Origin of the sequence: Mesorhizobium sp. M0074 (assembly GCF_040322975.1) — a bacterium.
Classification (GTDB): domain Bacteria; phylum Pseudomonadota; class Alphaproteobacteria; order Rhizobiales; family Rhizobiaceae; genus Mesorhizobium.
Window position 1 is genome coordinate 1 of the sequence record NZ_JAMYUM010000013.1, and the last position, 14,307, is coordinate 14,307.

Annotated in this window: 10 protein-coding genes; 1 reads left to right on the top strand and 9 read right to left on the bottom strand. The window is 63.7% G+C overall.

Annotated features, from left to right (window positions below; all coding sequences use genetic code 11):
• Positions 1 to 10 precede the first annotated feature (10 nt).
• The gene (locus NKJ73_RS18365) at positions 11 to 1,312 is read right to left on the bottom strand and encodes an MFS transporter (RefSeq protein WP_352570510.1); all 1,302 of its coding nucleotides are present in this window, start codon (positions 1,310 to 1,312) and stop codon (positions 11 to 13) included.
• Between the two features lie 168 nt (positions 1,313 to 1,480).
• Between NKJ73_RS18365 and NKJ73_RS18370 the strand changes: the two genes are divergently transcribed.
• Positions 1,481 to 2,113, top strand: coding sequence for a TMEM175 family protein (locus tag NKJ73_RS18370; protein WP_023675159.1), 633 nt, complete (start codon positions 1,481 to 1,483; stop codon positions 2,111 to 2,113).
• 21 nt (positions 2,114 to 2,134) lie between these two features.
• Here the strand turns inward: NKJ73_RS18370 and NKJ73_RS18375 are convergent, their stop codons facing one another.
• The 8 genes from NKJ73_RS18375 to NKJ73_RS18410 all read right to left on the bottom strand — a co-directional run bounded on the left by NKJ73_RS18375 (position 2,135) and on the right by NKJ73_RS18410 (position 14,171).
• On the bottom strand, positions 2,135 to 3,616 hold the full coding sequence (locus NKJ73_RS18375) for a L,D-transpeptidase family protein (protein ID WP_352570511.1): 1,482 nt from the start codon (positions 3,614 to 3,616) through the stop codon (positions 2,135 to 2,137).
• Positions 3,617 to 3,854: 238 nt separating this feature from the next.
• Positions 3,855 to 4,220, bottom strand: coding sequence for an MmcQ/YjbR family DNA-binding protein (locus NKJ73_RS18380; protein WP_352456638.1), 366 nt, complete (start codon positions 4,218 to 4,220; stop codon positions 3,855 to 3,857).
• Between the two features lie 147 nt (positions 4,221 to 4,367).
• Positions 4,368 to 6,974 (bottom strand): ATP-dependent chaperone ClpB, encoded by a 2,607-nt coding sequence (clpB, locus tag NKJ73_RS18385; RefSeq protein WP_352570512.1) that lies wholly within the window; start codon positions 6,972 to 6,974, stop codon positions 4,368 to 4,370.
• Positions 6,975 to 7,212: 238 nt separating this feature from the next.
• Positions 7,213 to 8,175: a DUF4167 domain-containing protein gene (locus tag NKJ73_RS18390; protein ID WP_352570513.1), complete on the bottom strand. Its 963-nt coding sequence runs from the start codon at positions 8,173 to 8,175 to the stop codon at positions 7,213 to 7,215.
• Between the two features lie 331 nt (positions 8,176 to 8,506).
• The gene (prmC, locus tag NKJ73_RS18395; RefSeq protein ID WP_352570514.1) at positions 8,507 to 9,385 is read right to left on the bottom strand and encodes a peptide chain release factor N(5)-glutamine methyltransferase; all 879 of its coding nucleotides are present in this window, start codon (positions 9,383 to 9,385) and stop codon (positions 8,507 to 8,509) included.
• Positions 9,378 to 10,457 (bottom strand): peptide chain release factor 1, encoded by a 1,080-nt coding sequence (gene prfA / locus NKJ73_RS18400; RefSeq protein WP_352570515.1) that lies wholly within the window; start codon positions 10,455 to 10,457, stop codon positions 9,378 to 9,380. Before prfA ends, prmC begins: the two co-directional genes overlap by 8 nt.
• 8 nt (positions 10,458 to 10,465) lie before the next feature.
• Positions 10,466 to 12,736 carry a phosphoenolpyruvate--protein phosphotransferase gene (ptsP, locus tag NKJ73_RS18405; RefSeq protein WP_352471315.1) on the bottom strand — a complete coding sequence of 757 codons (2,271 nt, stop codon included), beginning with the start codon at positions 12,734 to 12,736 and terminating at the stop codon, positions 10,466 to 10,468.
• A gap of 181 nt (positions 12,737 to 12,917) precedes the next feature.
• Positions 12,918 to 14,171 carry an aspartate kinase gene (locus NKJ73_RS18410; protein ID WP_023675151.1) on the bottom strand — a complete coding sequence of 418 codons (1,254 nt, stop codon included), beginning with the start codon at positions 14,169 to 14,171 and terminating at the stop codon, positions 12,918 to 12,920.
• Between the last annotated feature and the right edge of the window lie 136 nt (positions 14,172 to 14,307).

Sequence of the window (14,307 nt, forward strand, 5' to 3'; positions counted from 1 at the left end):
CATAGCCCGTCTACTGGGGGGCTGCTGGCGGGTGGCGGTGCGTATGAAACTCGATCGACCCCCGCACCTGTAGTTCCCGCCCCGGCCTGCCGCCCTGCGCGCCCGTCGACAGCGGCGATACCACCAGCGCCATGCCGAACCCCATCAGAGCCATCAGCGGGAATACCCCGATCCAGAAATTGTGGATGCCCCAATAGGCCAGCAAGGCAAGTCCGGCAAAGGCAAGAGCCACAACCAGACTGCCGCTGGCGATCGGAAAGCGAGGCCCGATGCGGTCGGACCACTGGCCGACCGGTCCGGACAACACTGCGATCAATGCCGACAGCGGCAGGAAGATGAAACCGACCTCGGCCGCGCTCAGCCCCCATCCGGCGATCATGAGCATCGGCAGATAGAACAGATTGGCCGACAGCGCGAAATAAAGGAAGAAGGTCGCCACATTGGCGCCCGCGAACGCGCCGATCCGAAACAACGACAGATCGATCATCGGCTCGCGCCGCCGGCGCTCGAAGACGATGAACACGACGAGCAAAACCGCACCGGCGGCAATACTCGGGCCGGACATCAGCCCCTCCCCGTCGCCGCTCATCGAGGTCAGACCGTAAGCGAGAGCTCCGAACGCCAATATGGCGAGTGCAGCGCCGCCGAGATCGAGGCTGCGCTTTTCCGCCGGCGCGTCGGCAGGGACCTTGGCCAGCAGAAGATAGACCGAGATAAGGCCGAGCGGCAGATTGATGGCGAAGATCGCCCGCCAGATGCCGTCGCCGAACGCCGACAGCACGAAGCCGCCCAGCACCGGGCCGAGCGCGGTCGTCAGGGCCGATGCTGCGGCCCAGATGCCGATCGCCCGGCCGCGTTCCTTTTTCGGATAGGCTTTGGCGATAATGGCCAGGCTGCCCGGCACCATGATGGCCGCTCCGACACCCTGGATAGCCCGAAACGCAATAAGCACCGCCGGGTTAGGCGCCAGCGCGCAGGCAAGCGAGGCGGCAATGAACAGGACGATGCCGGCGACGAAGGAGTGGCGCAGGCCGAAGCGATCGCCGGCGGCGCCGCCGACGAGAATGAGGGCCGAGAGTGTCAATGCGTAGGCATTGGAAATCCATTGTGCCTCGGCGAGGCTGGCGCCGAGGTCGACGCGGATCGCCGGCGTTGCAATGGCCAGGACCGACCCGTCGATAAAGCCGAGGGCAGAAGCCAGGATCGCGGCGATCAGCACGAACCGCCGCTGCGCCTGCGGACAGAACGTATCGGCGGGAAGTGAGCCGGTCAGGGGAACGGCGCCGGTACCGACTTTGGTTGGCGTGTGCATGCCGCCTTACCTAGATCGCCGGCGCGCCGGCGACAACCGGCCAGCACGCTGTTCTCGTTGAAACCAGGCCCAACCTGGCCACACAGGCAGGATCACGCCGCTCAGGGTGCAAACGGCAAGTGCCGTGCTAAGCTTCTCGCAGCGCTACAGACAAGGGGGAAATACCGCATGAAACGACCGCTCGAACCCTCGGCGGAAGGACGCGGGCGCGTCGTCGGCATCACCGACGGCGTGTTCGCCATCGCGCTCACCCTGATCGTTCTCGAGATCAGGGTGCCGGCGCATGAAACGGTGCATTCCGAACGCGAGTTGATCACAGCGATCACAGCACTGGCGCCGCGCTTCCTGACCTATGCGCTCAGCTTCCTGACGCTGACCATCTTCTGGTTCGGCCAGCAGGCGCAACACGGGCTGATTGCAAAATCCGACCGGCGGCTTGCCACGCTGAACCTCTGTTTCCTCGGCTTCATCGCCTTGCTGCCGTTCTCGACCGACCTTCTCGCCGACTTCCTCGAATTCAGGACTGCGGTGCTCGTCTACTGGTTCAATCTTTTGATGCTCGGACTGACGCTGCTCGCCAGTTGGCGCTACGCGGACAAAAACGGATTTCTGGCCGAAGGTGTCGACGCGGAGACCACCCGAACGGTCTATCTGCGCATCGTCAAGGCACAGATCCTGTGGGCCGTCGGCGCTGCACTCTGCCTGATCAGCCCGTTGCTCAGCGTCGGCTTCATCCTGGTGGTGCAGCTGATCTATGCCGCAGCGCTGCGCGCGCCACTGCTGCGCAAGGTCATCGGGTGATTCGGGCGAAGGCGTTGCGCTTTAGTCGACGAACTCCACGATAACGCCGGGCGTCACGATCTTGGCAAGCTCGCGCGCGTCCCAATTGGTCAGCCGCACGCAGCCATGGCTTTCGGTCTTGCCGATCTTGGACGGATCCGGCGTGCCGTGAATGCCGTAGGTCGGCTTGTCCAGCGCAATCCAGACCGAGCCGACCGGGCCGTTCGGCCCCGGCGGGATGGTCAGGATCCTGTCGTTTTCGCCCTGCTTGAAATTGATGTTCGGGTTGTAGGTGTAGTTCGGGTCCAATGCGACACGCGACACCGCATGCGTGCCGGACGGCGACGGCGTGTCGGACGAGCCGATAGTCGCCGGATAGGCTGCGACCAGCTTGCCCGCCGCATCATAGGCGCGGACCTGCTTATTGGACTTGTCGGCGATGATGCGCGCCACCGGCGTCGCCACCAGCCTGCCGAAATTGGCGACCTTGATGATGGTGCCCGGACGATTGAAATTGGCGTCCGGATTGAGCTTGTTCAGATAGGTTTCATCCATATGGAAGCGCTCGGCCAGCGCTTCGGGTACCGACGTGTAGCCCATCCGATCGAGCTGGGCCTTTTGGCTGTAGTCCTCCGGTATCGAGGCGACATAGGGACCGGCCGCATCCTCGGGCGTGATCGTATAGGAGGCGAAGGCATCGCCGCCGGATTGCGCCAGGGCCGCCTGGATGCCGATTGCGTCGGTCGATTTCAGATTGCTGCCGGTGATCTCATTATAGGCGGCGAGCGCCTTGTCGACATTCGAGCCGAAGCGTCCGTCGATGACGCCGGGCGATGCACCGGCACGGTCGAGCAGCACCTGCAGTACCGCCACGTCCTCGCGGGCGCCGAGCGCAAGCGACGGGTCGACCGCCGTCTTGCCGCCAGTGCTTGGCGGCGGGGCTGTGTCTGGCGGTAAGGCCGCCTGCTCGTTCGGCACCGTCGGCTCGACCGGCTCGATCGAGGCCTCGTTGAGCGGCTGGCGCTCGATGGTGCGCGGCCTCACCGGCTGCGCTGCCTCCGGATAACCGTTGCCGTAGCCGTCATCCCGTGGCGCTTCGGGGAAGGCTTCCACCGAATTGTCGCCATTAAGATCGTAGTCGTCGGCCGGCGGCACGATGATCCTGCCCTCGTCTTCCAACTGCCTGCGGCGGTAGCGCGCCATGTCCTGCGGGTCGTCGAGATAATAGCGGCCGTCCTCGACCGGTCCGAGATTGCGCAAGCGCTCGCGGCGCAAGGCGCGGCGGTCGAGCCTGGTCTGCGGCGGCTGGATGGCGATGACCTTGCCGGTCTCCGCATCGACGATGACGCGGTTTCCCCTGGCATCGTAGTAGATATCGAGATTGCCGTTCTGGGCGACAAGAATGCCGCCGCCATTGGCGGCACGAACCACCCGTGGCGCGGTATCCACTATTGGCGAGGCCATCGCATTCGACGCCAGCAGCCCGGCAGCAAGCGCTGAAAGGGTGAAGATGGTGCGCAACATGATGGCCAAATTCTCCGGTCCGTAATTGCCGCCGCCGGCATTGTCTCTTCAAAGCGCCGCGCGTCTTTTTCGACGCGCAAAGGACGCTCTAACGCTTTAAATCTCCGCATCGTGCTTTGCGAAAATCAAAACTCGATTTCGGGCCGATGTGGTAGGCGAACCCCTTCGCCAGCAAATCAGTTGCCAACGATAAGGTTCCAATATGAACCGGGCATGAAGATGGCGGATTTCTGACCGATTAACCGGCAGCGAGTCCCAATTCCTTGCGCGCCTGCTTCGTCAGCTTCAGCACGACAAGACGGTGGCTTTCGCGCAGGTAATCCTTCAGCGCGCCATCATCCATGCTTTCGCCGGTCTGGCGCTGGATCCATTTCATGCCGCGTGAGGCAAGATAGGGCGCGGGCCGAAGGCCCGGCTGCTCCCTCAGCACGTCATAGGCGATGTCGGAGCATTTGAAGGTAACGAACGGCTCCTTGCCCTCACTCCAGCCGCCGATCGCGAAGACCTTGCCGCCGACCTTCCAGACATGGGCGCCGCCCCACTGCACGACATGGGTCGCCGAAGGCAGCGAGGCGCAGAAGCTGTTATAGTCGTCCAGCGTCATCTGCGCCCCGCCAGTGATGTTGGACCATGAACCGAAGGCCGGCGTAACAAAAGGGTATGCCGGTTTTTCGGAAAGGATCATGGTCGAGATTGAAGACAGGAATTCCATCCCGATTCGATCGGGATGGAACAGGCTCTTGGCTTGAGCTCAGGCGGCTGCCTCGGTTGCCACGACCGCGGGCTTCGAGCGGAAGTTCAAGCGGTCGGAGCCGGCGGTGACCTTGACGGTTGAGCCGTCGAGGATCTCGCCGAGCAGGATCTTTTCCGCCAGCGGGTCCTGCAATTCCTTCTGCATCACCCGCTTCAGCGGCCGCGCGCCATAGGCCGGGTCGTAACCCTTGGCCGCCAGCCAGTCGATCGCCTCCTGATCGAGCGAAAGCGCGATCTTGCGGTCGACAAGCAGGTTTTCCAGGCGCTTGAGCTGGATCTCGACGATACGACCCATATCCTGGCGGCGCAGCCGGTGGAACAGGATTACCTCGTCGATGCGGTTGAGGAATTCCGGCCGGAACGAAGCCCTGACGACATTCATCACCTCGTCGCGCACGACGTCGACATCCTGGTCCTCGCCGAGATTGACCAGATATTCGCCGCCGAGGTTCGATGTCATGATGATCAGCGTGTTGCGGAAATCGACCGTGCGGCCCTGCCCATCGGTCAGCCGGCCGTCGTCGAGCACCTGCAGCAGCACGTTGAAGACATCAGGATGCGCCTTCTCGATCTCGTCGAACAGCACGACCTGATAGGGCCGGCGCCGCACCGCTTCGGTCAGCGCGCCGCCTTCCTCATAGCCGACATAGCCGGGAGGCGCGCCGATCAGCCGGGCGACCGAGTGCTTCTCCATGAACTCCGACATGTCGATGCGCACCATGGCGCTCTCGTCGTCGAACAGGAAGCTGGCCAGCGCCTTGGTCAATTCGGTCTTGCCGACGCCCGTCGGTCCGAGGAACATGAACGAGCCGAGCGGCCGGTTCGGGTCCTGAAGGCCGGCGCGCGCACGGCGCACGGCTTTCGACACTGCCTGCACCGCCTCGCCCTGGCCGACGACGCGCTTGCCGACCTCGTCTTCCATGCGCAACAGCTTGTCGCGCTCGCCTTCCAGCATCTTGTCGACCGGGATCCCCGTCCAGCGCGAGACGATATGGGCGACGTGATCGGGACCGACCACTTCCTCGACCATGCCGGCCTTGCCATCCCTGGCTTCGGCCTGCTTCAGCTGCTTTTCGAGTTCCGGGATCTTGCCATAGGCAAGTTCGCCGGCGCGCTGGAATTCGCCCTTGCGCTGGGCAATGGCAAGTTCGTTGCGCGCCTCGTCGAGCTGCTTCTTGAGGTCGGCGGCAAGCCCGAGCTTCTGCTTCTCGGCCTGCCATTTCGAGGTCAGCTCGGTCGATTCCTCCTCGAGGTTCGAGAGTTCCTTCTCGAGCCGCGCGAGCCGGTCCTTCGAGGCATCGTCCTTCTCGACCTTCAGCGCCTCGCGCTCGATCTTGAGCTGCATGATGCGGCGATCGATCTCGTCCAGCGCCTCGGGCTTCGAATCGACCTGCATGCGGAGCCGCGACGCGGCCTCGTCGACGAGATCGATCGCCTTGTCCGGCAGGAAGCGGTCGGCGATGTAACGGTTTGACAGTGTAGCGGCCGCGACCAGCGCCGAATCCGAGATGCGCACCTTGTGGTGCTGCTCGTATTTCTCTTTCAGGCCGCGCAGGATCGAGACGGTGTCTTCGACCGTCGGCTCATTGACGAAGACCGGCTGGAAGCGGCGGGCAAGGGCCGCATCCTTCTCGACATGCTTGCGGTACTCGTCGAGCGTGGTGGCGCCGACGCAGTGCAGTTCGCCGCGGGCGAGCGCCGGCTTCAGCAGGTTCGACGCGTCCATGGCGCCATCCGCCTTGCCGGCACCGACAAGCGTGTGCATCTCGTCGATGAACAGAATGATGCCGCCGGCGGCAGACGTGACTTCGGAAAGCACCGCCTTCAGCCGCTCCTCGAACTCGCCGCGGTATTTGGCGCCGGCGATCAGCGACCCCATGTCGAGCGCCATCAGCTGCTTGTCCTTGAGCGATTCCGGCACATCGCCATTGACGATGCGCAGCGCCAGCCCTTCGGCGATCGCCGTCTTGCCGACGCCGGGTTCGCCGATCAGCACTGGGTTGTTCTTGGTGCGGCGCGACAGCACCTGGATGGTGCGGCGGATTTCGTCGTCGCGGCCGATGACCGGATCGAGCTTGCCCGCGCGGGCGTCCGCCGTCAGGTCGCGCGCGTATTTCTTCAGCGCGTCGTAGCCCTGCTCGGCGCTCGCCGAATCGGCAGTGCGACCTTTGCGTACGTCGTTGATGACCTGGTTCAGCGCCTGCGGCGTGACACCCGCCTTGGACAGGATGTCGGCGGTCTTGGCCGATTTTTCCATGGCCAGCGCCTGCAATAGCCGTTCGACGGTAACGAAGCTGTCACTGGCCTTCTTGGCCAGTTCCTCGGCGGTCGAAAACACCTTTGCCAGCGGCTGCGCCAGATAGAGCTGGCCATTGCCGCCCTCGACCTTGGGCATTGCCTCCAGTGCCGTTTCGACGCCGAGCTTGACGTCACGGACATTGCCGCCGGCGCGCTCGATCAGCGACGCAGCCAGGCCCTCGTCGTCATCGACAAGGACCTTGAGGATATGCTCGGGGGTGAATTGCTGGTGATTGCGGGAAAGCGCCATGGTTTGCGCGGACTGGATAAAGCCGCGCACGCGCTCGGAATATTTTTCAAGATTCATGCCTGTCTCCTTCCGTCACCGGCCCGCTTCGCGGCACCGGATCAGATTGCGGTGACGGACCCGCCCGTTCGAGCCGGGTCCTGTTCACGCAAGATATGGGACGCAAACCACAGACCCTCAAGACGCCTCGACACTGGCGAATGCATAATATTCCGAGCGCGCAAAACAAAAACGGCGGAGATTTCTCTCCGCCGTCCAGGGTAAAGGATGCGCTAAGATCGGCTGAACGTTTTTCCGATCAATTCTCGACGTCTGCGATCACAGCTTGACCGCCGGGGCCTTCAGCCGGCGCTGCATCGACATTGCCAGCGTCGGTATTGCCAGTCTCGGCATTGCTTGTCTCGGCACTGCTTGTCTCGGCACTGTCACGGCCGGCGTTGTCGTTGCCGCCATTTGCCGGTTCGACATCGAGCCGCGGACGGCGCGGACGCCTGGGGCGGCGTGCCGGGCTGTTTTCGGCCGCGGCTTCGTTGAGCTCGGCCTGGGCGGCGAGACCCGCTGGCGAAAGGTTTTCGAATTGCGGTGCGGGCTCGCTCACAAAGACCGGCTCAGCGGCCGGCACGGGCTCCGCCTGCGCCGGCGTCTCGTCGCGCCGTGGCTGTTCGACGCGCTGTCCACCCTGCTGCTCGCCGCGCGCGCCATACTCGCCGCGCTGGCCGTTCTGGCCGTAACCGCCATTGGGGCGACGGTCGCGGTGGCGTCCGCCATTGTTGTCGCGTCCGTCACGGTTATCGCGGCCGCCCCGATTGTCGCGGCTGTTTTCCTGGTTCAGCGCCAGCTCGGCCGGCGTGCCATCGATGACCGGCTGCGGGCCGGCCCCGTGATTGACCGCCGAACCCGACGTCTCGTTGGCATTGTTGTTGCCGGCATTGTCGAACTCGTCGCGATCCTCGTCGCCGTCATCGTCGAAATCGTCGCGATTCTGCTGGGCGTTCTGGATCGGCATCTGCGCCTGAGCGGCTGCGATGATGCGGTTATAGTGCTCTGCATGCTGGAGATAGTTTTCCGCCATCACCCGGTCGCCGGAGCTTTGCGCGTCACGGGCAAGGGTTGCGTACTTCTCGGCAATCTGCTGAGCCGATCCGCGGATCTTCACGTCCGGGCCGTTGCTCTCATAGTTACGCGTCAGGGGATTCGGCCCCTTACGATTGTTGTTGTTATTGTTGTTGCCGCCGCCGCCACTGTTGTTGCGACCGCGCATGCGCCTGTTTTGCTGTTGTGGCCTCATTAGACTCTCTTCACTTTGAAATTTTCGAAAAACTCTTCACGAACGGAGGCGCTCATACGGCCAGCCGTTTCGTTCCTTCACCGGCGTTCGCCCGCATCAATTGCGTTGGCGCCACGTGCCATCCTGTTCCGGTTACTTCACTTGCCGGACGATTCCCGCACGAAGCTTGGGCGTCGTTTGCGCAAGAAGGCAGCTATTTCCAAGGAAAACCGAATCGCTAAGAGCACTGCCTGCTTCGTCTCATCCGGTTAACGCGACCCTAGCCGCATTCCCCGGTATTGCCAAGCGCTTTTTTCGCACTGCATCACGGCTTCCACCGTTCGAACACAAGAACTCTGTCGTTTCCGCCGAGATCACGAAACACCCCGACCGAACGGTACCCGGCCGCGGAGAATATCTCCGTAACCTGTTGGTGCTGCGTATGGCCGATCTCGACCGCAATCCTGCCTTGGAGTTCCAAATACGCTGCCGCTCCCGCGGCGATCTTCCTGTAGGGGCTCAGACCGTCCACGCCGCCATCGAGGGCCTGGCGTGGATCGAAACCGCGGACCTCGTCCTGCAGATTTCCAATGTCGTCTAAGGGTATATAGGGAGGGTTTGCGACAATTACATGGTACAGGCCAGAAACTTTTTCAAACCAGTCGGATTTGACCGGCGTGAACCGGCCGACGAGCCCCAATTCCCCGGCATTACGCATGGCTGTGGCCAGCGCCTCCTGCGAAATGTCAACGCCGGTGGCGGTCGCGGCCGGAACGGCGCTGAGCAGCGCCAGCGCGATGGCACCGGTACCGGTCCCTAGATCGAGGATGCGGCAGCCGCCCTCGCGTGCCGCCATTGCCTTGACGAAGGGCAGTATAGCCTCGACCAGCGTTTCGGTATCCGGCCGCGGCTCCAGCGTTTGCGGCGAAAGCGAAAGGCGCAAGCCGTAGAATTCGCGGTAGCCAAGGATCCGGTGTACCGGCTCGCCGGCGATGCGCCGCCGCAAGGCGGCTTCGATTACCGCCGTCACGTCCGTATCGACAGCGCGCCCGGGATCGGCGATGGCCTGCGTGCGACTGGTGCCGGAAAAATGCTCGACGATCAGCCTGGCATCGAGCGCCGGATCCGCGATCCCGGCTGCGGCGAGCCGGTTTTGCGCCTCCCGCAGCAGCGGCGCCAGCGTGGCGGGCAGGCTGTCAGCCATCGATGCCGATATCGGCGAGCAGCTTCGACTGGTGATCGGCTATCAGCGCGTCGATGATCTCGTCGAGTTCGCCCATCATCACCCGGTCGAGCTTATAGAGCGTCAGGTTGATACGATGATCGGTGACGCGACCCTGCGGAAAATTATAGGTGCGGATGCGTTCCGAGCGGTCGCCCGAGCCGACCTGCGACTTGCGCGATTCGGAACGTTCCTCGTCCGCCTTGCTGCGCTCGAGGTCGTAGAGCCTGGCGCGCAGGATCTGCATGGCCTTCGCCCGGTTCTGGTGCTGCGACTTTTCCGCCTGCACCACCATGATGCCGGTCGGAAGATGGGTGATGCGCACGGCCGAATCGGTGGTGTTGACGTGCTGGCCGCCGGAACCCGAGGCGCGCATCGTGTCGATGCGGATGTCATCGGCCCTGATGTCGATGTCGACTTCTTCGGCTTCCGGCAGCACCGCGACCGTCGCCGCCGAGGTATGAATGCGTCCGCCCGCCTCGGTCGTCGGCACGCGCTGCACCCGGTGCACGCCGGATTCGAACTTCAGATGGGCAAAGACGCCCTTGCCCGAAACGGTGGCGATGATTTCCTTGTAGCCGCCGACCTCACCCTCGCTGGCCGACACCGTCTCGAAACGCCAGCCATGCGCCGCGGCATAGCGCTCGTACATGCGAAACAGGTCGCCGGCGAAAAGCGCCGCCTCGTCGCCGCCGGTGCCGGCGCGGATCTCGAGGATGGCGTTCTTGTCGTCGGCGGCATCCTTGGGCAACAGCAGGATCTGGATGTCCTTCTGCAGCGCCTCGATGTGATGCTTGACCTCCGGCAGGTCGGCCTCGGCCAAGGCCCGCATCTCGGCGTCGGTGCCCTTGTCGGCGAGCATCGCCTCCAGATCGGCCTGTTCGCGCTCGGCGGCGCGCAGCGCCCTGATCTTTGCCACCATCTCCTGGATGTCGGCATATTCGGAGGCCATCCTGACATAGGCGTCCGCCGCCGGCCCGGCCGACATCTGCGCTTCGAGCATGTCGAAACGCTTGACGACTTGATCCATACGGTCGCGGGGCAGGTTGATCATGGCGAAGTCTATAGCGGTATAGAGCGGTCGTCGGCAAAGGCTTGCAGCAGCGCCCGCATCGGCAGGCCATGCGCCGGCGCCATCAGATTGTCGTCGAAGAACGCTTCCAACTCGCTGAGCGGCAGTTCCGTCAGCATCGCCTTGACCGGGCCGATCGATGCCGGCGACATCGAGATCGAGCGATAGCCAAGGCCGATCAGCGCCATCGCCGAAATCGGCTTGCCGGCCAGTTCGCCGCACAAGGTCACCGGCGTCTGGTTGCGCGCCCCGGCATCGGCAATTTGCTTCAAAACACGCAGGAACGGCGTCGACAGCGGGTCGAAGCGGTCGGACAATTGGGTGTTGCCGCGATCCACCGCCATGACGAACTGGAACAGGTCGTTCGAGCCGACCGAGACGAAATCGACCGCCTTCATCAGTTCGTCGAGCTGGAACAGCAGCGACGGCACCTCCAGCATCGCCCCGAGCTTCAGGCTGGTCGGCAAATGATGGGCAAAGCGCGACAGATGCCGCACCTCGCGATCGATGATCTCGCGCGCCTGCGCGATCTCGCCGAGTTCCGTCACCATTGGCAGCATCAGCTTCAGTTCGCGTCCGCCGCACGCCTTGAGCAGCGCGCGGATCTGGGTGCGCAGCAATCCAGGCCGGTCGAGCGTCAGGCGGATGGCCCGCCAGCCGAGCGCCGGATTTTCCTCCTGGATCGAGCCCTTGAAATAGGGCAGCACCTTGTCGCCGCCAATATCGATGGTGCGGAACGTCACCGGCTTGTCGCGCGCCGCTTCCAGCACGTCACGATAGAGCCGTTCCTGGGCTTCCGCGCGCGGAAAGGTCGAGGCGACCATGAATTGCAGCTCGGTGCGGAACAGGCCGATGCCGGCCGCGCCCGCTTCGGCCAGTTGCGGCAGGTCGACCGCCAGCCCGGCATTCATCAGAAGGTCGACCTGGACACCGTCCTTGGTCACCGACGGCTTCTTGCGCAGCTCGCGGTAGACCTCCTGCCGCCGCGCCCGGAAACGCACTTTCTCGGCATAGGCCGCCTCGAGGTCGGGCTGCGGGCGCAGATGGATTGCACCCTCCTCGCCGTCGACGATGATGGCATCGCCGTTTTCCGCCATGGAAACGGCGCCTTTCATTTGGCCGGCGACAGGTATGCCCATCGCCCGCGCCACGATGACGACATGGCTGGTCGCCGCGCCGTCCTCCAGCACCAGCCCGCGCAGCTTGTCTCTGGGATAGTCGAGCAGCTCGGCAGCCCCCATCGAGCGGGCGACGATGATGGCGTCCTTGGGCAGCGAGGCCGCGACGTCCTCCGGTCCGCGCCCCATCAGCTGCCGCAGCAGCCGATTGGCGAGATCGTCGAAATCGCTCATCCGTTCGCGCAGATACGGATCGGTCATGTGCAGCATGCGGGCACGCATGTCGCTCTGCACCTTTTCGACCGCCGCTTCGGCCGTCAGGCCGTTGCGGATCGCCTCCTCGAGCCGGCGCACCCAGCCGCGGTCGTTGGCGAACATGCGATAGGCTTCGAGCACCTGGCGATGCTCGCCCTCGAAGGCGACGTCGCGGCGCTCCAGCATGTCGTCGATGGAGAGCCTGAGCGAGCCGAGCGACGCGTCGAGCCGCCTGACCTCTTCCTCGCTGTCCTCGTTGAAAAGATTGGTGACGACAATGCGCGGCTCGTGCAGCACCACATGGCCGAGACCGACGCCTTCGTTGAAGGACAGGCCGGTAAAGCTTACCGGGCGGCGCAGATCGAGCTCGAGGCCGGGCCTTGTCAGCCGCTCCAGATCGCCGGTGGCGATCATCTCGGCGATCACCATCGCCGTTGTTTCCAGCGCCTCGACCTCGTCGTCGCGATAATGGCGCATGGTCTTGTTCTGCACGACCAGGACGCCGAGTGTCCGCCCTGCCCGCAGCACCGGCACGCCGAGGAAGGAATTATAGATTTCTTCCCCTGTCTCCGGCAGGTAGGCGAAGGCAGGATGCTCCTGTGCATTGGAGAGGTTGAGCGGCCGCGCCGAGGCCGCGATCGTGCCGACCAAGCCTTGGCCCAGCCTGAGCTGCGCCAGGTGGACGGCGTTCGGGTTCAGGCCTTCGGTGGCGTAGAGTTCGAGCACCGAATCGGCGCGCAGCACATAGAGCGAGCAGACCTCGGCAACCATGTTGGAGGCGATGTCGCGCACGATTCGGTCAAGCCGCTCCTGCGGCTCCAGCGGCTCTTGCATGAGCTCGCGGAGCCGTTTCAGCAAAACGCGCGGGCCACTGGCCGAATCACGCATCGCGGCTTCTTCTCCAATAGCGTTTCAACCGGTGCAGGTTGCCCTGCACAGCGGCACAAACGCAACAACTCAATTAGAGCGCCATCGTCCAATTGGACGCATAAAGACCGCTCCAAGATTTTCGATCCGCTGCATCCTGCCTTCCGAAAATCGATTCCGATTTTCGGGCCGATGCAGTCCGCTACTGCTTATCCAGACCGTACACGGAATGCAAAGTGCGAACTGCTAGTTCCGTATAGGGACCGTCGATCAGGATCGAAATCTTGATTTCGGACGTCGTGATGGCGCGGATGTTGATCGCGCGGTCGGCAAGCGCCTTGAAGGCGGTAGCGGCGACGCCGGCATGGCTGCGCATGCCGATGCCGATGACCGAGACCTTCGACATGCCGGCTTCCGACTGCACCACGTCGTAGCCGATCGTCGCCTTCAGCCGCTCGAGCACGGCGAGCGCCTTGTCGACGTCGCCGGATGGCACGGTGAAGGTCATGTCAGTGAACTTGCCGTCCTCGGAGATATTCTGGACGATCATGTCGACATTGATGTTGGCCTCGGCCAGCGGCCCGAAAATGCCGGCGGCGACGCCCGGCCGATCGCCGACGCGGCGCAACGAAATCTGCGCCTCGTCCTTGGCGTAGGCAATTCCGGTGACGACCTGCTGTTCCACGATCTCTTCCTCATCGCAAATAAGCGTTCCCGGCGGATTAAGCAAATCCCCCATTCCGGGTGCATCGGGATCGTCGAAGGACGACCGCACGAAAGTACGCACCCTGTGCACCATGGCAAGCTCGACCGAGCGCACCTGCAGGACCTTGGCGCCTAGCGAGGCCATTTCGAGCATTTCCTCGAACGAAATCTTGGCCAGCCGCCGCGCCTTCGGCTCGATGCGCGGATCGGTCGTATAGACCCCGTCGACATCGGTGTAGATATCGCAGCGGTCGGCCTTGACCGCTGCCGCGACGGCGACAGCGCTGGTATCGGAACCGCCGCGGCCGAGCGTTGCGATCCGGTTGTCCGGCCCGATGCCTTGGAAACCGGCGACCACCGCCACCTGGCCTTCGCCGAAGCGCTTGATCAGGAATCCGCCGTCGATATCGAGAATGCGCGCCGCGCCATGCGCGTTGTCGGTCTTGATCGGGATCTGCCAGCCTTGCCAGGAGCGGGCATGCACGCCGATATTCTGCAGCGCGATCGCCAGCAAGCCGGCAGTGACCTGCTCGCCCGACGCGACCACGGCGTCATATTCACGCGCATCGTGCATCGGCGAGGCCTCTCGCGTCCATTGCACGAGCTCGTTGGTCTTGCCGGCCATCGCCGAGACCACGACGGCGACCTCATGGCCGGCGCCGACCTCGCGTTTGACATGACGCGCCACATTGCGGATGCGGGCGATGTCGGCGACGGAGGTTCCGCCGAATTTCATCACGATGCGCGCCATAGAAGCGAAATGCCTTTGACTGGATGCCGGACCGGAGGGCGAAAAGCGGAAAATGCGCCAAGCTGTGGCCGGGCGCTCAATGCGCGGCCTCCTTAGCCAAATGATAGCGGTTTCGCAAGGCGTGCCGCCGCTGCCG